Consider the following 19,727-nt stretch of genomic DNA (forward strand, 5'->3'; position numbering starts at 1 on the left):
GGCCTGCCGGTACGGCGGGCGAGGCCGCCCGGGCGGGACTGAGCTGGGTGGGATCCGAGCGAGATCAGGTGCCGTAGGGGTGGGCCGTCCGGGCGTCGCGTAGCGCCCGGGCCCACCACGCGAGCTGGTCGAGCATCGTCTTTGCCGCGGCGCCCGGGCCGGTGGCGTCCTTCGGCTGGCCGGCGGAGTCGAACTTCTCCCGCGCGTTGTGGAAACTGACCGTCTCACGAATAGTTACCGCATGTAGTTCTGCGAACACCAGTCGAAGCTGTTCCACAGCGCGCAGCCCGCCGGCCAGGCCCCCGTAGGAGACGAATCCGATCGGTTTGGCCTGCCACTGCGTGTAGTACCAGTCGATGGCGTTCTTCAGGGGCGCGGGATAGGAGTGGTTGTACTCCGGCGTCACCACGACGAACGCGTCGGCCGCGTCCAGCCGCGGGGTCAGCGCCGCCACCTCGGGCGGCGGCTGCCTGGTAAGCACGGCGGGCAGCCGCGCCTCGGCCAGGTCGACGACGTCGAGCGCCAGGTCGTCGCGCTGTTCGACCTGGCTGACGAACCAGTTCGCCACCACCGGCGCGAACCGGCCTTCCCGCGTGCTGCCCACGATCACGGCCAGTTGCAACGCATGCTCGGACATGATGGTCCCTTTCCCGGTTCTCGGTTCCCGTGGCTCCTGGTGACGCCATGGCTGACGATCTCGTTGATCTCATCCTGGGTACCACCCTGGAAGCTAAACAAAGGTTCAAGTCAAGCTACCGTGGTCCACATGGCACAGCTGTCCTGGAAGACCAAGGAGCTCACCGTCGGTGAGCTGGCCGAGCGCAGTGGCGTGTCCCCCTCGGCGCTGCGTTTCTACGAGCGGCAGGGGCTCATCCGCAGCCGGCGCACCCCCGGCAACCAGCGCCGCTACGGCAGGGACATCCTGCGCAGGGTCGCCTTCGTCCGTGCCTCGCAACGCGTCGGCATCCCGCTTGCGACGATCCGGGACGTCCTCACCGTGCTGCCGGACGAGCGCACTCCCACCCGGGAGGACTGGGCGCGGGCGTCCACCCGTTGGCGCGAGGAGCTCGACGCCCGCATCCGGCGGCTGGAGCAGCTGCGCGACCACCTCACCGACTGCATCGGCTGTGGCTGCCTGTCGATCGACCGCTGCGCCCTGGTCAACCCGTACGACACCCTCGGCGAGCAGGGTGCGGGCCCCCGCTGCCACCTCGAGCCATAGCCACAGCGGGAATCCTGCCGCACGACATGTGAAGCCACACTGTAGTCAACACTGTTGACGAGTCTTCTCATATTTTTGATCTTCAAAAACAACCAGCAAACCAACGCCAAGACGCATAACGGTGCCCCGCCCTGTGCGACCTGACTCACCCATCACGTTGGGACAGTTACTCAAACAGTTGCACTGTTCTTCTGAGTAAGCGATCCTGTTGCATCAGTCATCAAAACCGTTGGGGAGGCACTGTGGGGGACGAAGGAAAGATCGCCAGGATCATAGTCAGGGGTGCGCCGACGGGAGTCCAGAAAGACCTGGTGTGGGCTCTGCTGATCGGCCAGGAAGAGGCGAGCGAGTGGGTGGTCGCCGCGGTCGACGGGGGGTTCCAGTTCACCGAGCTTGCCTCTGGGAAAGTGCTGGCCGCACCGAGCACGGACCCTGGGGCCCAGGTCGCCGTGGCTGTGGCCGGGGCGGAGCGGGCACGCTGGACCATCCGGAAGTTCGATGAGGACGACGCCGCCGCGAAGATCGAAAAGGTTGACCAGATCGTGTCCGGGTTCTACACCCTGGAGCTGGCGGGCACGGGCCGCTACCTCGGGCGCAGCATCGTGGAGGACCGCAGTCTCCTGCCCAAGCGGGTCGTGCTACTGCCCGCGGGTGAGGGCGAGGAGGAGCCCCTCGTCATCGAGGTGCGCTAGAGCGCTGGTCAAGTAGTGCGAATCCCATCCACAACCACCCGCACAGGACATGATCCAAAAGAGTTTGTCGTTGTGTACGCTTTTTGGCCGCGTCAGCGTACACAACGACAAACTTGCGCCGATCTTCTCCGATGGCCGGTGTCCATCGACGTGTGCCGCCGTTAGCGAGGATACGTATGGTTACATGACCGGCGCTCTAGTCCTGGCGATCCGGGCACGATACTGAACCATAGGGGTCTTCGGGCTCTGCCCGGCGGTGACCGGTCACCACATCGTGTCCGCCCCTGACGTGGATGGGCCGCACCGTACCCCGGCCACCATGATCGTCGTTGGCGTCGGCCAGCCTGTCGATCAGGGCAACGGGGTGTCACCGGCCATTGCTCGTTCCTGGCGTATCCCGGTGGCGCCCCTTGTCGGCGTAGGCGGCGGGGTTCTCCCGGGCTTTCGGGCCCACTGGTGGACACGCGGTAATCTAGTTACAGAAAGTATCGATCTTGCTATTCTTCGTGATGTCGGCGTGTGGGGTGACACCCGCTGGTCCCACGGAGCGGAGAAACGACGATGTCCGGTCGGCGATGCTGGCCGTGGTCGGGACGACGCTCCTGCCGGCGGCCGCGGTGGCGTCCACGCCCGGCGCGGGAACGCTGGGAGCGGACGCCCGGCCGCGGGCCGGCACGCTGTACGCCTGGGGCTGGAACAATGCCGGCCTGTTCGGCGACGGCGCCACCACCGACAGCTCGGTACCGGTGCGGATTCCCACGCTGACCGGGGCCACCGCCATCGCCGGCAGCTCCAGAGACACCAAGTACGTGTTGCGCCGGGACGGCACCGTGTGGGCCTGGGGCAGGAACACCTACGGCCAGTTGGGGAACGGCACCACCACCGACAGTGTGCTGCCGGTGCGGGTCCGCGGCCTGGCCGGAGCCACCGCCATCAGCGCCGGTCTGGACGTCGCATACGCGATCGCGTCGTCCTGCTTCCCGCGCGCTCTGACCTTCCGCCGGCTCCGAGCGCGACGACCCGGCCGCCCCGAAGGACGCGGGCGGAAAGCGGCCCGGGGAAACTCCTACTGGCTGGAAACTGCTACTGGCTGGTCAGAGCGCAGGGAAGCTTCTCTGACCAGCCAGCGCCGTGTCCGGGAGGGTTGGCCGCGGCGACGTCGGCGCGGCCAACCCTCCCGGACCGTCCCGGGCGTACCGTTCCGGCGGGTGGTACGGCTCGGGGCGGTCTTCTGGGGGATAGGGCCCTTGGGGGAAACGTCTTTCAGACGAGGGAGGCCTCGTGTACCGGTTTCTCGGGCGGGGTCCGCGTCCCAGTCGGTGTGATCCCGTCCCTGCGTTGCAGGGTGAGCAGCAGCTGCGCGGACCACCACAGGGCGGTCGCCGTGAGCGCGACGCTGGCGATGGCGCTCAGGAACAGAGCGAAGCCGTTCGGGTCGGGGCTGGAGTTCTGCAGGATGAGGGTGGGGAAGCCGGCGCCCAGGACGTCGAAGGCGAAGTTGCACGGGAAGATCGCGAAGAGCGCCAGGTTGTGGACCTCCTTGGTCGCCCGCAGTTTGAGCACGGCGGCCAGGACGGCGAAGCCCGTGATCTGCGCGGCTTCCATGAACGCGATGAACAGCGGGTAGTCCAGCACGCGCCACGGCGACTCGCCGTAGTAGACGTACAGGTCGAGGTTGATCGCGGTGATCTCGAACACCGCGGTCGTGACGGCGGTGAGGGCGCCGAGCGTGAAGATCTGCCGCAGCGTCGCGCCCCTGCTCAGCGAGCGGTACAGCAGCAGCGCCGGCAGACCGAACACCATGACGTACGCCGGCATCACCCAGACCGGCTGCGGCAGGCCGAAGCTGGTGAACAACGTCCACTGCTCGCCGTTGTCGAGCCAGTGCAGGTGGTAGGCGATGTCGTACAGCGGCTCGATGATGCTGCCGACCGCGACCGCGACAACGAGCGCCACCGGGAAGATCGAGCGTTCCTCGCGGGCCATTTTCCCGGCGTACACGAGCAGGGTGGCCGTGCCGACCCACAGCACAATGGTGGCCACGGTCTGCATCGTGGTGTTGAGCTCGAGCCCGTACGGAGGCGCGGGCGGCTGAGGCGGCGGCGGGGCAAGCGGCATGATCGACTCCCGGAATGTAAGCTAGAGCACACCTCTATGCCCTGATGACCGTACGGTTGTCCCGGATCGGGGGCATCCCCCCGGGTGTGGACTTCCCTCCTCCGGCAGCGGAATCAATCAATACGGGTGTTGTGGGATACGGCTGTGTTGCGATCCGGCGTGGTTGCCGTCGGCCGAGCCGGCCGGGCTGGCAGACTGGTGTGATGGCGAGCGACATCCCCGCGTCCGACGACATCTCCCCGGCCCGGCGGCAGACCGCGGGCCCGGTAGCCGCAAGCCCGGCGGCGGTGAGCACGGCCGCGCAGGACGAAGCCGTCGAGATCTGTCGTGACCTGGTGCGCATCGACTCGGTGAACCGGGGCAACGGCGACGGCAACGAACGGGCCGCCGCCGAATACGTGGCGGCCAAGCTCGCCGAGGTCGGCCTTCAGACCACCATCCTGGAGTCCGAACCCGGCCGTACCAGCGTCATCACCCGGGTCGAGGGTGTCGATCCGCACCGCCCGCCGCTGCTCATCCATGGTCATCTTGACGTGGTGCCCGCGGACCCGGCGGACTGGCGGGTCCACCCGTTCAGCGGCGAGATCGTCGACGGCAGTCTGTGGGGACGCGGCGCGGTCGACATGAAGGACATGGACGCGATGACGCTCGCGGTCGTCCGTGACCTGCTGCGTTCCGGTCGGCGGCCACCGCGTGACCTGGTGCTTGCCTTTGTCGCGGACGAGGAGGCCGGCGGCAGGCTCGGAGCCCGCTGGCTGGTCGACAACCACCCGCACCTGTTCGCCGACTGCAGCGAGGCGATCAGCGAGGTGGGTGGTTTCTCCTACACGGTCTCCGACGACCTGCGCCTCTACCTCATCGAGACGGCTCAGAAGGGCATCGCCTGGATGAAGCTCACCGTCGCCGGCCGGGCCGGGCACGGCTCGATGGTCAGCGACGACAATGCGGTCACGGCGCTGTGCGAGGCGGTCGTGCGGCTCGGCCGGCACCGCTTCCCGATCGTGCTGACCCCGACCGTCCGGACGTTCCTGGACTCCATCGGGGACGCGCTCGGTATCGAGATCGACACCGACGACCTGGAGACCACGATCGCCAAGCTCGGCCCGATCGCCCGGATGATCGGAGCGACCATCCGCAACACCGCGAACCCGACACAGCTCAACGCGGGAGAAAAGGTCAACGTCATTCCGGGGGAGGCCACCGCGCATGTGGACGGCCGTTTCCTGCCCGGCCAGGAGGAGGAGTTCCTCCGTCAGCTCGACGAGCTGATCGGCCCGGCCGTCCGGCGTGACTGGGTCGTGTTCGACCAGGCGTTGGAGACCGGTTTCGACGGTCCGCTCGTGGACGCGATGGCGGGTGCGTTGAAAGCCGAGGACCCGGCCGCCCGCCCGGTCCCCTACATGCTTTCGGGGGGTACCGACGCCAAGTCGTTCTCCCGGCTCGGTATCCGCTGCTTTGGTTTCTCGCCCCTGCTGCTGCCACCGGACCTGGACTTCGCTGGCATGTTCCACGGTGTGGACGAGCGGGTGCCGGTCGAGTCGCTGCGGTTCGGCGTCCGCGTCCTCGACCGCTTCCTGGCCGCCTCCTAGCGCTTCGCGCGGTGCCGCCCTGGTAGCGGCTTCGCGCACTGCCGCTCTTGTAGCGCTTCGCGTGGGGCCGCCTCGGGGCACCGCGCGCGGTACGGCCTGGCCCAGGCGGGCCGGGCCGTACCGGCCATGTCCGGCAGAAGACAGCGGAAACGTGCGTGTACCGCGTGTGGCCCACCAGTCGGCCGGGCAGTCCGGATAACATGTGATGCGCCCGGGTGTCGTACCGTACCGATTTGTTTCCTTTTTCGCCCGGCTGCCCGCGTCGTTGTAGGTGTCCGTATTCTTTCGTCTGCGCTCCGGTGGTTGTCTGTATTCTGATGGCTGGTCTTCCGGCGTCTGGTCATAATACCGGACATTCGTTTTACCTTTTCATCGATTTACCGGCTGTCCCGGCTCTGGGTCGACCGGAGACGGTGTGAGGGACGAATGGCCGAGTAGGCGGGTGTGAAACGGGTATCTCCGCCAGCGGGAGCCCGGCCACGGCGGGGAGTCAGCCCTGACGTACGGGCAGCGGACAAGGCAGAGAGCGGGCAGGGGAGAGGGGATGTCATGGCCTTTCGTCGTTGTCTGGTGGCCACCCTGGTGGCCGTCACGGTCGCGCTGAGCGGGTGGGGCGACGGGCGTGTTCTCGCCGCGTCGGCACCACAGCCGCGGCCACCCGGGCCGGGGACGCCGCTGTCCGCCGCGCCCGTGTCCGCGCCGTCTTCCGGGTCCGCTTCCGGAACTGACGGGACCGAAACGGCCACGGCGGTCGTCCGGGAGCACGGCTACACCCCCACCGGGACGGCCGGCTACCACCCGGACAACGACCTCAGCGTGATCGTCGGACGCTGGACCGCCGCCGTGGACGGCCATCCCCAGCAGGCGTTCCTCTTCCACCACGGCCGTCTGGTCGGCACTGACACCCAGCTACCGAGCGCGACCGTCGAGTGGCTGTGGTCCACCGACGACGTCGTCGCGCTGTCCTACCAGCTTTACCGGCCCGATGACCCGCTGTGCTGCCCCACCGCTGGCGCGGCGACTGTGCGTTACCAGTGGAACGGTACGACGGCTGTTCCTCTCGACCCCGTCCCGCCCGCCGACTGGTCGGCGTCGGCAAGCCGACGGGCGGTGAGCAGCACGGGCTCGACGAGCACCGCGAGCTGAGGACGAGGCGGGCCAACCGGGGCTGGCCGGTCCGCGACGCGGACCGGCCAGCCCCGCAGCCACCGGCGATACGGTCAAACGCATCCGGACTGCCGGAGCTGGACGACCACCAGGCCCGCACGGCCTTCCCCAGAACCCTGCTCCGGCCCCTTTACGGCCGGCCCCCTCATGGGCGCCCCCGGCCAAGGTCCGGGTCAGCGTCCAGCCGGCTGGACGCGAGCTCCTGGTAGAGCGGGCTCACCCGCATCAGATGCTCGTGGTGTCCGGTGGCCGCCACCTTTCCCTCGTCGAGGACGATGATCCGATCGGCTGCGCGAACCGTGGAGATCCGGTGTGCGATGACCAGGAGCGCATGCGATGCCGAGACCTGACGCATCGCCCGGGTGAGCGCCCGCTCGGTGAGCGAGTCCATCTGGGAGGTGGGCTCGTCCATGAGGAGGACGGCGGGCCGGGCCAGCAACGCGCGGGCGATGGCGACCCGTTGGCGTTCCCCGCCCGAGAGCAGAACCCCGTGGTCGCCGACCTCGGTGTCCAACCGGTCGGGTATCCGCGCGACCAGGTCGGCCAGGCCGGCGGTACTGATCGCCCAGCGCAGCTCGTCCTCGGTGGCGTCGGGCGCGGCATAGACGATGTTGTCACGCAGCGTTCCCTGCAGCACCGGGGTCTGCTGTTCGACCAGGTTCACCCAGGTGCGGGCGGTGGCACGGTCGAGGATGTCCACGTCCCGCCCGCCGAACAGGATCGTCCCGCGGTCCGGTTCGTAGAACCGCTCGATGAGCTGGAACACGGTGGACTTGCCCGCACCGGACCTGCCGACCAGCGCGATGTGGCCGCGGGGCGGCACCGTGAACGACACGTCCCGAAGCACCGGTTCGCCGGAGTAGCCGAACCAGACGTTACGGAACTCGACCGCCGGAGTGTCCCCGGCCTGTTCGACCGCCTGCCCGTCCCCGAGTTGTCTCCCGTGCCGGCCGGCGGGCCGGAGCGCCCGCGGTCCGGGGCCGTCCCGGCCGGGGTCGGGACGCCGCTCGGCGGCACCGGCGGTGTCCGGTTCGCGGGGTAGCGCGAAGACCGCGTCGACACGCCGCAGCCCTCCCATGCCGCGTTGGATCGTCCCCGCGACCTCGAACAGATCGGACAGCGGTATGACGAGATAGGTGGCGTAGAGCAGGAAGGCGACGAGATCACCCAGGGACGTCGAACCCCGTGCGACGAGCACTCCACCGACCAGCAGCACCACCAGAACCGATCCCTGCACGGCCAGTTGGATGGCCGGAGCGACGACCGAGTCCAACGCGGCCATCCGCACCCCGGCCCGGTAGGCGTCCCGCGCGTGGCCGGCGATGCGCGCGCTCTCACGCCGTTCGGCCCGGCTGGCCCGCACGGTGCGGATCGTGGTGAGTGCCCGTTCGAGGTCGGCGGTCATGCTCCCGATGCTGGCCTGGCCGCGTTCCGAGGTGATCCGGATGCGCACCATCACGCCCAGCACCATCACCCCGGCCACCACGGCCGCGAGCAGGACCAGCAGGAAGAGCAGCGCGTCCAGCCACACCATCATCACGACCGCGCCGATGACGCCGATCACGCTTGTGACGACCGTGGAGAAGCTGTAGGCGACCGCCTCACGGACGAGGGTGGTGTCGGTGTTGGCCCGGGAGATCAGGTCGCCTATGCGCCGCCGGTCGTAGACCCCGATCCGCAGCCGCAGCAGGTGATCGACCAGCCGGATCCGCAGATCGAGCAGGATTCCCTGGCCGGCACGTTCCAGCAGGTAGTTACCGAGGGTGTCGGTCAGCGCCTGGCCGACGAAGAGCGCGAACAGCAGCAGGATGAGCGATCCGGGGACGCCGCCGGCCTGCGCAAGGTCGATGACGTCCTTCACCAGCAGCGGCTGGGCGACGCCGAGGACGGTGCCGACCACCGTCAGCGCGGTGGCGATCCCCACCAGCGAGCCGTGTCCGCGCAGCAGACGCCACAGTCCGCGCAGCCGCAGTTCCCCGGCCTGCGACCCGTCCTCGTATGCTCCGTCGCCGGACGGTCCGTCGCCCTGAAGGCGTTCCCCGGGCACACCGTCGGTGTGCGCCGCGTCGCCGTCCGAGTCGGTCGGCCGTGGCCTGGCCGTGGTCGTCCGCTCCGCCGGGCCGCCCGGCAGGCCGATGATCCTCATGACGCTCCGACACCTGCCGCCGTGGCCATCCCCGCCGCTGGCGGGGGGANCCCGCCGCTGGCGGGGGGACGGTGAGAAGCGGCCGGAAGTAGCCCGCTGGTTCCCGTTCGCCCACCATCGCCCCGTCCGCCTCCACCCAGGCATGGGCGGCGAACGGGCTGACGGCGCGGACGCCCACGCACCAGGTGGGCCAGACCCCTGATGCCCGGCAGAGCAGCGCGGTGGCGATGGATCGGGGGATGCAGCCGTGGCCGCTGCGACACACCATGCTCACCGCCGTCACGGCGTTGCGTGCGGCCAGCGTCTGCTGGTAGTCGGCTGGCACGGCACCCCGGCGCAGGCAGGTCAGGACGGCACGGATCCGGCTGGGAGGCTGGGTGGCGAGCAGTCGTGCGGCCGCGACCGCGGCCAGGGCCAGGGGCCGTCGCCGTAGCGCAAGGCTGTCTCCCCGGCGGCTCACCGACATGGGTGTGGTCATTGCCCGTCACCTCCCGGGGTGAACGTGCGTCGGCATTACCGGTCGGCGGCGCCGGTCGCGAGGAGCCCCGCCGCGCGAAGCTCGGTCAGCAGGGCCCGCACGTCACGGTCCGCGGTGGTTGCGTCCACGTCACAGGTGTCGGTGACGGCGGCGGCGGCGTCGGCGGGGCTGCCGCCGCCGAGCAGCACGCGTAACACGAGCGCCCCGGTCGGATTGAGCGACCAGTATCGACCGCTGCGCTCGTCCAGGAGCGCGGCACCATAGTCGGTTTCGGTGTGGGCGACCGCCTGCCGCAACCTCGTCATGCTGCCCCCAGCGGATGTCCGGCCGCCCGGTCGCCGGTGAGCACCCGAAGCCATGTTTCACAGGCGAAGGTCTGGTGGAGAGATTCGTGTTCCCGCTCGGGCGCGTGTGAATACCGGCAGCACGCCCGCAGTTTCTCCGGATCCACCAGCCCGAGATCGGCGAGCCGGGAGTTCTCGCACAACGCCAGCAGCTGGTCGTGGTGGGCGTCCAGCCCCGCCGCCTCCTCCGCCGAACCCTCCGCTTTTGTGACGCGTCGCAGGGAGCGGTCCGGCACGATCCCGCGCATGGCCTCCTTGAGCAGCGGCTTGTACTCCCAGGGGGTGGTGCGTTCCTCCGGGCGAACCGCGAGGGCGGCCTCGATCACCCGATCGTCGAGGAACGGGGCGGCCGGGGTCACGGTGGTCGGCGCGGCGAGCTGGCAGAACAGCCGGGTGGCTCCCGCGGCCGTTCGGATGGACAGCAGGTCATGATGCCCGTCACGGGTCCCGGCCAGCGGTGGCGCCGCGGAGTCCACCAGCGCCTCCAGCGCCTCGCGCACCAGCGTGACGGCGTGCGGCGTCAGCCACCTGGGCAGTCGGGGGGCGTCGGCCCAGTCCAGGTCGGCGAGGCCGGGCATCGGGCGGGAGCCGGTGACCTGGGCGGCCAGCTGCGCCAGGTAGGTGTGGTAGCCGCGCGGCTGAAGCATCCACAGGCCCGCCCACAACGGCCACCGGTGCTGGATCCGGAAGCCGCGGAACCGGTCGACGGCGGCCCACGGACGCCTGCGCAGCAGCGCGGGCAGGTAGTTCGATGTTCCCTGCACGACCTCGTCACCGCCGAGGCCGGTCAGGTGGACACGTGGGCGGTAAAGGGCCACGCGGCGCAGGCCGGTGAGTATCTTCGCCCGGTCGGTGATGCCGGGGAAGGGCCTGTCCAGCGCTTCGTCAGCGGTCATGATCCCGTCGTAGACGAGGGGAAGCTCGTCGCGCGGCAGGACCTCGTGCACCATGTTCGGCAGATTGTCCGGCAGACCAGCCACGGCCAGGTCCACCCATTCCGGATCGTCATCGCCCGGATCCCGGCCGATACCGGTGTAGGCGACGAGCGTCACCGGGTTTCTCGCGGCCAGAAAGCACACCGCTGTCGAGTCGAGTCCGCCGGACAGGTCGCAGCTCACCGTGCCACCGCTGCTGCCACCGGTGCTGCTACCGCTGCCACCGACGGCACCGGCCCGGGCGGCCACCGCCTCGGTGAGGGCGCCGCGCAGCAGCGGTGCTCCCGTCTCCAGCGACAGCACCGGTTCGGGTCGGCGCCACCAGCGGACGGTGCGCGCCCGTCCGTCGCCGTCGGCCAGGAGGAAATGGTCGGGCGCGAGTACCTCCACACCGCGCCACATCGGCCGGTCGTCCAGGGGGTAGGGCGCCGACGGGTCGAGCAGGGACAGCGCGACAGCGGTGGGATCCAGCTCGCCGCGGACGCAGGCGGCCAGCACGTCGGCGCGGTCGGAGGCGATGACCTGCCCGTCCAACACCGTGTGGAACACCCGCCGCAGGCCCGAAGCGGTGCCCTGAACACGGCGGCGGCCGTCGATGTCGGCCACGACGTGGAAACTGCCGGGCAGCGACGAGATCAGGATGTCGAGCGCGGTGACCTCCCGTATCCGCGTCAGAGCGCGAGTGAGGTGGGCGGCGCTGACCGGGCAACATCCGATCAGCGCCAGTCGGGAGGTCCCGGCCTCGGCGACCACGACAGTGTCGCCGACAGCATCGTTGCCGTGGCCGTCGGAGCCGACCGCGTCGTCGGACCAGTCACCAAGCAGCCACGGCCGGCCGGAACGGTAGCGCAGCGTTCGCGGGGCGCGCTCGGCGACCGGGCTGACGGCCCCGGCCAGGTGACCGGCATCGGGCAGAGTGAGAAACCACGGTGTTCCGGGAGAGGGAAGTCCTGTCATGCGCTGTCCACCTGTTCATGCACTGTCCGCCTGTTTCTTCGCACCGGAGATCAGGATGACAGGCTGCGGCCGGGGCCACCGTCGGCAGTCGCTGTCGAGGAAAATGTCCGCTCCCCGCGTCCCCGCACGCCGCTGGTGGCAGTAAGAGTTACTCACTGCCACCGTGCACGACGGCAGGGAGCCACCGGGCTATGTGGCTTGTCCACGGGGCCGCTGAACAGCGGTCGTAGTCCGACCAGCGGGCGGGGTAGCTGCGCCCGGACAGCACGGGCGTGTTGACCCGGGCAGCAATGTTCCCTCCAGGTCGACGCCGCAGGGGCGATCAGCCGGGGTGCGGGAGCACCCGCTCGCGGGTGAACCGTTGGTGTTCAGCGGCGTTCCAGTCCGTGGTGTTCTAGTAGCCGTGACGGAATCCGCGGAACCTACGGAACCTGCGGAACTTGTGGTATCCGCCGTAGTAGTCCCGCCGATGGCCGCCGTAGTAGCCTTCGGTGACGACGGGGAAGGTGCCGACCTCCTGGAGCGCGGGCGGCTGGTACGGAGCTTTCATGGTGCCTCCTGTGGAGTCCTCTCGGATGATCGGCCCGACCATCGTTGGTCGGACGGCCTCTTCCATCCGATCTCTCCGGGCTGGCCCATTGGGAACCAACCCTTCCTCCATGTTGCGACCATGAGGTTCAGTGAAGGTTCAACCCGCGTACATCCGTAGCGAAAAAGGTGCGTTTCCGTACCGTCTGCCGCCGGTCACCGCTCGGTCTCCACACTGAGATCGGCGTCCAGTATTCGCTGGTGCAGCCTACGCAGCCCCGCTCCCGGCTCGACGCCGAGCTCCTCGGCCAGCAGGCGGTACACGGTCTGGTACGCCGACAGCGCCTCCGCCCGCCGGCCCGACTGGTGCAACGCGAGGAGGAGCTGGCCCCACAGCCGTTCCCGCAGGGGATATTCGATGGTCAGCGCACGCAGCGTGGGCAGGACGGCGTCCTGGTGGCCGCGGGAGAGACGGACGTCGATCAGATCTTCCAGGACCGCCCAGTGCTGCTCCTCCAACCGTGCCGCCTCGGCCAGGGTGATGCTCTCGGGCAGTTCGTCGAAAGGCTGTCCACGCCACAGTTCCAACGCTTTCTGAAAATACTCGACGGCAATCTCGCCGGCGCCTTCGCGCAACGCCTCCTGGCCACGGTACGCCATTTTGTCAAAAACCGACACGTCAAGTTCACCAGGCGCCAGGTTGATGCGGTAGGCGCCTGCCCTGCTTTCTATCCTGTTATCCGTGGGAGGAGCCGGGGGGAGCGTCCGCCGCAACTGCGACACATAGGTCTTGATGTTTCCGAACGAGGATCTGGGCGGCTCGTCCTCCCAGAGGACGGCGCAGATCCGGTCGATGCTCACCCAGGTCCCGGCATTGAGGAGCAGTAGCGAGAGCAGCATGCGCGGCTTGTGCTGGTGAATATCGATCAGTGTGTCGTCAGATCCGTACACCTCCAATGGCCCCAGTACGCGGAACCGCGTTCTCTCGCCCCGGAGTCCGCGTACTTCCGTGCTCATCTGACTGGCGTATGACTCCATTCCGCGGGTACTCCCGTACCTGGCTACAGCCGGCTCGACAAAAGAAACTCACCGGATAAGGCGCATACTCCTTCCCCCGGTCGGCGACATCCGTTTCCGGGATCGCTGACCGGGGCGCTGTGCGAATGCGGCACATGCCGTGAGTACGGCCACGTGCTAGCGGTACCCTGTCTGGAGTCGCACCAATCAGGATGATCTTGAAGAAGCCGCTCAGCTGGGGACCGGCACGGGGGTCACCACAAGAAGGAGATCGCCGACCTCGACGGAAACGCCGGAGGAGTGGAGCAGTTCGGTGACGGTCCCCGCGTGCGGGCTGGTGACGGCGGCCTCCATCTTCATCGCCTCGATGGTGGCCAACCGGTCACCCTTGCGCACCTCGTCACCGACAGCGACCGTATAGGTGACCAGCCCGGGCAGCCCCGCGGGAATCTGTGCCGGGTCGCCGGGGTCGGCGCGCCGGGCCTCCTTGGACACCGTCGCGATCGAGGTGTCCCGCACCGACACCGGCCGTGGCTGGCCGTTGACCCGCAGGTACAGGGTGCGCATGCCCGCGTCGTCGGGTTCGCCGACGTCGTTGAGCTCGACGATGACCTCCACCCCGGGCTCCACGGTGATGGTCACCGGCTGTCCCGGGGTGAGGCCGTAGAAGAACTCCTCGGTGGGGACCGTGGCGGAGTTGCCGTAGGCCGCCACGGCGGCGGTGTAGTCGTTCCACGGCCCGGGGAACAGCAGCCGGGACAGCGTCTCGCGCCGCCCCGGTCCGTCCACCCGCAGGGCGGCCGCGTCATGCGGGTCCAGGTCGGTCACGGGCGCGGACGGCTGCCGGCCGGCGAGCGCGCGTTCGCGGAAGGGCTCGGCGAAGCCGGCCGGTGGCGTGCCGAGATCGCCGGCAAGGTAGCCCAGGACGCTGGCCGGCAGGTCGTAGCGTTCGGGATGCTCGCGCAGCACGGCGACGTCGATGTCACCGCCGGCGATGAACAGCGCCAGATCCCCGACGACCTTGCTGGTGGGCGTGACCTTGATGGGTTTGCCGAGCAGGTCGTTGGCCAGGGCGTAGCACTCCTGCACCTGGGACCATTTGGCGCCCAGCCCGAGGGCGATCGCCTGCTGGCGCAGGTTCGTCAGCTGACCGCCGGGGATCTCGTGCCGGTAGACGGCGCCCGTCGGCGCCCGCAGCCCGGCCTCGAACGGCGCGTAGAGGTCGCGGACCGCCTCCCAGTACGGCTCCATCGCCGACAGCGCGGCCAGGCTGATCCCGGTTGCCCGTGGGGTGTGGTCGGTAGCGGCGACGAGCGCGGACAGGTTCGGCTGGCTGGTGCCGCCCGACAGCGGCGCGGACGCGGCGTCGACGGCGTCCGCGCCGGCCTCGGCCGCCGCGATCAGGGTGGCCAGCTGGCCACCGGCGGTGTCGTGGGTGTGTACGTGCACGGGCGCGTCGAAGTTCTTCCGCAGCGCCGCCACCAGGACGCGTGCGGCGGTCGGCCGCAGCAGCCCGGCCATGTCCTTGATCGCCAGTACGTGCGCGCCGGCGGCCACGAGCTGTTCGGCCAGGCGCAGGTAGTAGTCGAGGGTGTAGATCCGCTCCGCGGGGTCCACCAGATCGCCGGTGTAACACAGAGTTCCCTCGGCGACCGCGCCTGCCTCAAGGACCGCGTCGATCGCCGGCCGCATCTGCTCGATGTCGTTCAGCGCGTCGAACACCCGGAAGATGTCGACGCCGGTCGCCGCCGCCTCGGCGACGAACGCCTGGACCACGTCGTCCGGGTAGGGGGTGTAGCCGACGGCGTTGCGTCCGCGCAGCAGCATCTGCAGGCAGATGTTGGGAACCCGTTCGCGGATGGCGGCGAGGCGTTCCCACGGGTCCTCCGCGAGGAAGCGCAGCGCCACGTCGTAGGTGGCCCCGCCCCAGCACTCAAGGCTCAGCAGGTCGGGGACGAGCCGGGAGTAGGCGGGGGCGATCGCGAGAATGTCGGTGGTGCGCAGCCTGGTCGCCAGCAGCGACTGATGGGCGTCACGCAGAGTGGTGTCGGTGACCGCGAGCCGGGTCTCGGCCCGCAGCCGCGCCGCCCACTGACGCGGGCCGACCTCGGCGAGCAGCTGCCGGGAGCCGGCCGGCGCCGCCCCGGCCGGGATGGCCGGCAGCAGGCCCAGCGGGTCGATCAGAGTGGTGGCCGGCCGCCGGNNGTGGTGGCCGGCCGCCGGTGGCCGTTGACGGTGCTGGTGGCCAGCCGGTCGAGCAGCCGGCTGGTGCGGTCGGTGCCGCCGTCCCCGAGGAACAGCCCTGGCCGGTCGTCCAGGAACGACGTGGTCACCCGGCCGGCGAGGAAGTCCTCCTCGGCGAGCAGCCGCTGCAGGAACTTCACGTTCGTGCGCACGCCGCGGACCCGGAACTCCGCCAGCGCCCGGCCGGCCCGCGCGGTGGCCTGCGCCAGATCGGCGCCGCGGGCGGTCACCTTGACCAGCAGCGAGTCGAAGTACGGGGTGATCTCCACGCCCTGGTAGATCGCCCCGTCCAGCCGGACGCCCGAGCCGCCCGGGGACTCGTATCTGGTGATCTTTCCGGTGTCCGGGCGGAACCCGTCCGCCGGGTCCTCGGTGGTCACCCGGCACTGCACCGCGGCCCCGCGGATACTGATCGACTCCTGGGACAGGCCCAGGTCGGCCAGGGTGGCGCCGCCGGCGATCCGCAGCTGTGCCACGACCAGGTCGACGCCGGTGACCTCCTCGGTGACGGTGTGCTCGACCTGGATACGCGGGTTCATCTCCATGAAGGTGTGCGACCCGTCGGCGGCGACCAGGAACTCCACCGTGCCGGCGTTCACGTAGCCGACGTGCCGGGCGAACGCCAGCGCGTCCGCGCACAGCCGGTCCCGCACGGCGGCGTCGAGCAGGGGAGCGGGCGCGACCTCGACGACCTTCTGGTGACGTCGCTGCACCGAGCAGTCCCGCTCGTAGAGGTGGACTACCTCGCCGGTGGCGTCGCCGAGGACCTGCACCTCGATGTGCCGGGGCCGGTCGAGGGCCTGCTCGAGGAAGATCGTGCCGTCCCCGAAGGCCGCCGCCGCCTCCCGGATCGCGCTCGTCACCGCGTCTTCAAGATCTTCTGGATGGTTCACCCGGCGCAGGCCACGGCCGCCGCCGCCCGCCGACGCCTTCACGAACAGCGGGAAGCCCACGGCCTCGGCGGCGGCCAGCGCGGCGGCCGGTTCGGTCACCGGCGCCGAGGCCCGCAGCACCGGCAGGCCCGCGGCCACCGCGGCCTCGCGGGCGGCCACCTTGTCCCCGGTCAGCCGCAGCACCGGCGGCGGGGGGCCGACGAAGGTGACCCCGGCCAGCTCGCACGCGTGCGCCAGCGCCTCGCTCTCGGACAGGAAGCCGTATCCCGGGTGCAGGGCGTCCGCGCCGACCCTTTTCGCCACCGCCAGCAGGGCGTCGATGTCCAGATAGCCGCGGACGGGGTGGCCGGGCTTGCCGATCTCGTAGGACTCGTCAGCCTTTGTCCGGTGCTGTGAGCCCACGTCCTCGGGCGTGTAGACAGCAACCGTGCGCAGGCCCAGCTCGTGCGCGGCACGGAAGACGCGGATGGCTATCTCACTGCGATTCGCGACCAGGACCTTATTGATCAAGGTGTCACCCTCCACGACGCGGACCAGGTCGACCCCGAAGCGGCCGCCGACTCGGCGAATTGTCGCAGCATTTTTATCCATGTGCTTCTGTTGATGTATCTGGGCGGCTGCGCGACGGCGCCACGGCACACGCCATAGCACACGCCACGGCACATCGGCCTCAGTGGCAGGCGGCCCAGCGGCCAACAACCTCAGCGGCCAGTGGGATCAGTGGGCAGCTTCGGCAGGCAATGGCAGCCGGGTGGGCGCCTGACGCGGTCCGATGTCGCGGTCCGATCGATAGCTACTGAGAGTAATTATATGCTCGTTGGCCAGCGTGTGCCGGCACACAATGATCGTCCAGCAATCGTCCAGCAATCGTCCAGCGATCGTCCGTGGGAGGGCGTCCGTCAGTGGGCGAGCTTGGTGGCGAAGACGGCGGCCTGGGTCCGGCTTTCCAGCCCGAGTTTGGCCAGCAGGCTGGAGACGTAGTTCTTCACGGTCTTCTCCGCCAGGAACAGGCGGTTGGCGATCTGCCGGTTGGTCAGCCCCTCGGCGATGAGCGCGAGGATGCGGCGTTCCTGCTCGGTCAGGGTGGCGAGCCGCTCGTCGTGGACGGGTTCCTGCCCCGCGCGGCGCAGTACCCGGGGGGTCACCGCGGAATCGAGGAGGGAACGGCCCGCCGCNGCCGTACGGCGTCCACCAGAGCGGTACCGCGGGCCCGCTTGAGGACATACCCGGCGGCACCTGCCATGATCGCGGTGAACAGGGCCTCCTCGTCATCGAACGAGGTGAGGATCAGACAGGCGACAGCGGGGTTGCGGGAACGGACCTGCCGGCACACCTCGATGCCGCTGCCGTCCGGCAGGCGTGCGTCCAGCACCGCGACGTCGGGCCGGGCGGCGAGGATCGCCCGGTCCGTCCCGTCGGCATGATCGGCCTCGCCGATCACCTCGATGTCGGGCTCCTCGGAAAGAAGATCGCGCAGCCCGCGGCGAACCAGCTCATGATCGTCAAGGAGAAAGACCCGGATGGGCGTGGCACCCACCGTGACATCGGTGGGCCCGGCCGCGTTCGCAGATTCTTCTGACACGGTTTTCTCCGCCTGACCGGGTTGTCCGACTGGGCTGCCTGACCGGGGTGTCTGGCCATGTTGTCTGATTGGGCTGTCTGGCCGGCTGGCCGGGTCGTCTAGCCGGGTTGTCTGTCACCGCACGTCATATTCTGCAAACAGATTCTAGCCCGGACTGGAACGGTTCGACCCGCAGGTCCCAGGTAATCGCCGGATGCCTCCTTTGCCGCGGCCGGCGCATACTTCGACACACCCGGTGGCGGGACACCGGTACCGCCGCCGGCCGGCCGCACGGGCCGGATCCCGAATCCCGAATCCCGACCGACACGGTGCCGGTGCTGATGGTGCCGCGGGTGCCACCGCCGTTGCCGTCGCGGCCCCGCCCGGGCGGGTGCCGACGGGGGGCGGGACCAGGCTCGGCGGGATACCCGGTCGGCTTCGGGGCGCTTCGGGGCGCTGGACCGGTGCGGTGGGAGGTGAGCCGGGCGGGTACCGGTCAGAGCTGGATGTTCACGCTGCCGCCAAGGAGCAGGACCGGCCAGATGGTCACGGCCAGCACGAAGGTGGCGAGCTGGGAACCGGTGTGCACCTGGTAGTCCCTGTTGATTGCGACGACGATGCCGACGGCGAACCAGATCAGGGCGATGACGGGGACCTGTACCCGGGTACGCATGATGGTCCTTTCCCGGGCCGAGGGGCCCGCGGGAGCTCGTGAGGAGCGTGTCCGGGCGGCGGCCCGCACGACGTCGTGCCCGGCGTCCCACCCGGACGCCCCATTCCCGATCAGCGGATTGGTCGATCTTTACTCCCGGTCGGGCGTTCAAACACCTTGTGGGCGTATGTGTCGGCAATGTCTCGTGAGCACCCCGGTGCCGGAAGCAACCGCATCATCCGGGATGATGCGCTATCGGTTCCGCGTGCGGCGGTTCGCGGTCGTCACGGTTCGGTTGTCATCGGCTGTCACGCTCCGGCGGTCACGGTCCGGAGTTATCCACATATCCGGAGAGGATGTTGTAGATGGGCTTGGGTAAGGACGACGCGGAACCGGGTCCCGCGGCCGTCGAACAGGTGGTCAGGATTCTGGAGGAGTATGTGGGCGGTCTGCCCACCACCGATCCGGACGAGCCACACACCGTCGCTTTCGTGCGCACCTGGACACTGACACGCACTCTGGGCGAGGCCACCCCGTCAGCCGCCAGCGCGCCCGCGGACGGCACACCGTCAGCTGACGCACCGTCAGCCACCCCGCTGTCAGCTGGTGCCCTGGCGCCGGGTGGCGCGCCGTTGCGTGTTGGTGGCACCGTCGTGCGCCGGTACGCCGCACAGGACGACCACGCTGACCGCGCCGACGAGGTCGACGACCAGCGGACGTACGAGCAGCTCGTCGGCGCCGCGCAGGCCCTGGCCGCGCGGGGGTTCCCGTCCGAGGAGGTCTACGAGGGCTGGCGGACGGTCGCCATCGATCTACCCGCGTCGGCCGTGCCGGTTGCGGCCCCGGTCGGGAAGGATCAGGTCGGAAGCGACCCGGCCGAGAAGAAGGCGGGGAAGAAGCGGCGCCTGTGGCGGTCGACGACGGTCACCGTCTGAACATGTCAGCTGCCGGCGGGTGACCAGCCCGGGCCGGGCTGCCAGGCCCCCCGGCTTGATCGGCCCGGGCCGGGCCGGCTCGCCCGTATCTGCCTGCACGCGATGACCGCGACGGGTGGGTGGACGAGCGCGGCAGCCCGTCCACCGGCACATAGTGTGAAAACACGGCGAGAGTGTTCCGTGGACCGGCCGACTCGACCGGCCGGTTCCGGCCGCCTTCCTGGATGCGGCTGACGGGCCGGCGCCGTC

At 69.6% G+C, this 19,727-nt stretch carries 14 protein-coding genes and 3 pseudogenes; 6 read left to right on the top strand and 11 right to left on the bottom strand.

Annotation, left to right across the window (positions count from 1 at the left end; translation table 11 throughout):
• Window positions 1–64: 64 nt before the first annotated feature.
• Window positions 65–637 (bottom strand): NADPH-dependent FMN reductase, encoded by a 573-nt coding sequence (locus tag FrCorBMG51_RS19990; RefSeq protein ID WP_047224574.1) that lies wholly within the window; start codon window positions 635–637, stop codon window positions 65–67.
• A gap of 129 nt (window positions 638–766) precedes the next feature.
• Here FrCorBMG51_RS19990 and soxR point away from each other — a divergent pair, with 129 nt between their 5' ends.
• The 3 genes from soxR to FrCorBMG51_RS27305 all read left to right on the top strand — a co-directional run bounded on the left by soxR (window position 767) and on the right by FrCorBMG51_RS27305 (window position 3,239).
• Complete coding sequence (soxR, locus tag FrCorBMG51_RS19995) at window positions 767–1,222, top strand: redox-sensitive transcriptional activator SoxR (protein WP_047224575.1); 456 nt, start codon at window positions 767–769, stop codon at window positions 1,220–1,222.
• Between the two features lie 242 nt (window positions 1,223–1,464).
• Window positions 1,465–1,914, top strand: a complete 450-nt coding sequence (locus FrCorBMG51_RS20000) for an I66 family serine proteinase inhibitor (protein WP_047224576.1) — start codon at window positions 1,465–1,467, stop codon at window positions 1,912–1,914.
• 575 nt (window positions 1,915–2,489) lie between these two features.
• Complete coding sequence (locus FrCorBMG51_RS27305; RefSeq protein ID WP_076843394.1) at window positions 2,490–3,239, top strand: RCC1 domain-containing protein; 750 nt, start codon at window positions 2,490–2,492, stop codon at window positions 3,237–3,239.
• On the opposite strand, the gene FrCorBMG51_RS20010 is transcribed toward FrCorBMG51_RS27305, so the two are convergent.
• Complete coding sequence (locus tag FrCorBMG51_RS20010) at window positions 3,178–4,032, bottom strand: hypothetical protein (RefSeq protein ID WP_047224578.1); 855 nt, start codon at window positions 4,030–4,032, stop codon at window positions 3,178–3,180. The two genes, FrCorBMG51_RS27305 and FrCorBMG51_RS20010, sit on opposite strands and share 62 nt — an antisense overlap.
• Before the next feature lie 203 nt (window positions 4,033–4,235).
• Between FrCorBMG51_RS20010 and FrCorBMG51_RS20015 the strand changes: the two genes are divergently transcribed.
• Both FrCorBMG51_RS20015 and FrCorBMG51_RS20020 read left to right on the top strand, forming a co-directional pair.
• Window positions 4,236–5,621 (top strand): M20/M25/M40 family metallo-hydrolase, encoded by a 1,386-nt coding sequence (locus tag FrCorBMG51_RS20015; RefSeq protein ID WP_047224579.1) that lies wholly within the window; start codon window positions 4,236–4,238, stop codon window positions 5,619–5,621.
• A 549-nt stretch (window positions 5,622–6,170) separates the two neighbouring features.
• Entirely contained in the window at window positions 6,171–6,767 is a 597-nt protein-coding gene (locus FrCorBMG51_RS20020; protein WP_047224580.1) for an LppP/LprE family lipoprotein, read from the top strand.
• 166 nt (window positions 6,768–6,933) lie between these two features.
• On the opposite strand, the gene FrCorBMG51_RS31805 is transcribed toward FrCorBMG51_RS20020, so the two are convergent.
• From FrCorBMG51_RS31805 to FrCorBMG51_RS28590, 9 genes and pseudogenes are all read right to left on the bottom strand, one after another.
• A complete protein-coding gene (locus tag FrCorBMG51_RS31805; RefSeq protein ID WP_052914863.1) occupies window positions 6,934–8,934 on the bottom strand; it encodes an ABC transporter ATP-binding protein in 2,001 nt (666 codons plus the stop codon).
• A gap of 127 nt (window positions 8,935–9,061) precedes the next feature.
• Window positions 9,062–9,412: pseudogene (locus tag FrCorBMG51_RS35050) on the bottom strand (lasso peptide biosynthesis B2 protein); the annotation flags it as partial.
• 35 nt (window positions 9,413–9,447) lie between these two features.
• The gene (locus tag FrCorBMG51_RS20030; protein WP_013873706.1) at window positions 9,448–9,717 is read right to left on the bottom strand and encodes a lasso peptide biosynthesis PqqD family chaperone; all 270 of its coding nucleotides are present in this window, start codon (window positions 9,715–9,717) and stop codon (window positions 9,448–9,450) included.
• Window positions 9,714–11,648, bottom strand: a complete 1,935-nt coding sequence (locus tag FrCorBMG51_RS20035) for a lasso peptide isopeptide bond-forming cyclase (RefSeq protein WP_047224581.1) — start codon at window positions 11,646–11,648, stop codon at window positions 9,714–9,716. The genes FrCorBMG51_RS20030 and FrCorBMG51_RS20035 overlap by 4 nt, the downstream gene beginning before the upstream one ends.
• A 394-nt stretch (window positions 11,649–12,042) precedes the next feature.
• Window positions 12,043–12,198: a lasso RiPP family leader peptide-containing protein gene (locus FrCorBMG51_RS20040; RefSeq protein WP_157180597.1), complete on the bottom strand. Its 156-nt coding sequence runs from the start codon at window positions 12,196–12,198 to the stop codon at window positions 12,043–12,045.
• Window positions 12,199–12,392: 194 nt separating this feature from the next.
• On the bottom strand, window positions 12,393–13,076 hold the full coding sequence (locus FrCorBMG51_RS20045; RefSeq protein WP_235433753.1) for an AfsR/SARP family transcriptional regulator: 684 nt from the start codon (window positions 13,074–13,076) through the stop codon (window positions 12,393–12,395).
• 348 nt (window positions 13,077–13,424) lie between these two features.
• Window positions 13,425–16,837, bottom strand: a pseudogene (locus tag FrCorBMG51_RS20050) (pyruvate carboxylase).
• Between the two features lie 392 nt (window positions 16,838–17,229).
• Window positions 17,230–17,867 (bottom strand): annotated as a pseudogene (locus FrCorBMG51_RS20055) (response regulator).
• Between the two features lie 520 nt (window positions 17,868–18,387).
• Window positions 18,388–18,564: a hypothetical protein gene (locus FrCorBMG51_RS28590; RefSeq protein ID WP_013873700.1), complete on the bottom strand. Its 177-nt coding sequence runs from the start codon at window positions 18,562–18,564 to the stop codon at window positions 18,388–18,390.
• 344 nt (window positions 18,565–18,908) lie between these two features.
• On the opposite strand from FrCorBMG51_RS28590, the gene FrCorBMG51_RS20060 reads away from it, so the two are divergent.
• Window positions 18,909–19,478 carry a hypothetical protein gene (locus FrCorBMG51_RS20060; RefSeq protein WP_047224583.1) on the top strand — a complete coding sequence of 190 codons (570 nt, stop codon included), beginning with the start codon at window positions 18,909–18,911 and terminating at the stop codon, window positions 19,476–19,478.
• Window positions 19,479–19,727: the final 249 nt, after the last annotated feature.

The sequence above is a fragment of the Protofrankia coriariae genome (genome assembly GCF_001017755.1).
Lineage (GTDB): Bacteria > Actinomycetota > Actinomycetes > Frankiales > Frankiaceae > Protofrankia > Protofrankia coriariae.

Excerpts from the sequence above, each read along its gene's own strand:
- FrCorBMG51_RS31805 (WP_052914863.1), bottom strand. The coding sequence starts at position 8,934 with ATGAGGATCATCGGCCTGCCGGGCGGCCCGGCGGAGCGGACGACCACG.
- soxR (WP_047224575.1), top strand. The coding sequence starts at position 767 with ATGGCACAGCTGTCCTGGAAGACCAAGGAGCTCACCGTCGGTGAGCTG.
- FrCorBMG51_RS20045 (WP_235433753.1), bottom strand. The coding sequence starts at position 13,076 with ATGCTGCTCTCGCTACTGCTCCTCAATGCCGGGACCTGGGTGAGCATC.
- FrCorBMG51_RS20040 (WP_157180597.1), bottom strand. The coding sequence starts at position 12,198 with ATGAAAGCTCCGTACCAGCCGCCCGCGCTCCAGGAGGTCGGCACCTTC.
- FrCorBMG51_RS19990 (WP_047224574.1), bottom strand. The coding sequence starts at position 637 with ATGTCCGAGCATGCGTTGCAACTGGCCGTGATCGTGGGCAGCACGCGG.
- FrCorBMG51_RS20035 (WP_047224581.1), bottom strand. The coding sequence starts at position 11,648 with ATGACAGGACTTCCCTCTCCCGGAACACCGTGGTTTCTCACTCTGCCC.
- FrCorBMG51_RS27305 (WP_076843394.1), top strand. The coding sequence starts at position 2,490 with ATGCTGGCCGTGGTCGGGACGACGCTCCTGCCGGCGGCCGCGGTGGCG.
- FrCorBMG51_RS20020 (WP_047224580.1), top strand. The coding sequence starts at position 6,171 with ATGGCCTTTCGTCGTTGTCTGGTGGCCACCCTGGTGGCCGTCACGGTC.
- FrCorBMG51_RS20030 (WP_013873706.1), bottom strand. The coding sequence starts at position 9,717 with ATGACGAGGTTGCGGCAGGCGGTCGCCCACACCGAAACCGACTATGGT.
- FrCorBMG51_RS20010 (WP_047224578.1), bottom strand. The coding sequence starts at position 4,032 with ATGCCGCTTGCCCCGCCGCCGCCTCAGCCGCCCGCGCCTCCGTACGGG.
- FrCorBMG51_RS20015 (WP_047224579.1), top strand. The coding sequence starts at position 4,236 with ATGGCGAGCGACATCCCCGCGTCCGACGACATCTCCCCGGCCCGGCGG.
- FrCorBMG51_RS28590 (WP_013873700.1), bottom strand. The coding sequence starts at position 18,564 with ATGCGTACCCGGGTACAGGTCCCCGTCATCGCCCTGATCTGGTTCGCC.
- FrCorBMG51_RS20060 (WP_047224583.1), top strand. The coding sequence starts at position 18,909 with ATGGGCTTGGGTAAGGACGACGCGGAACCGGGTCCCGCGGCCGTCGAA.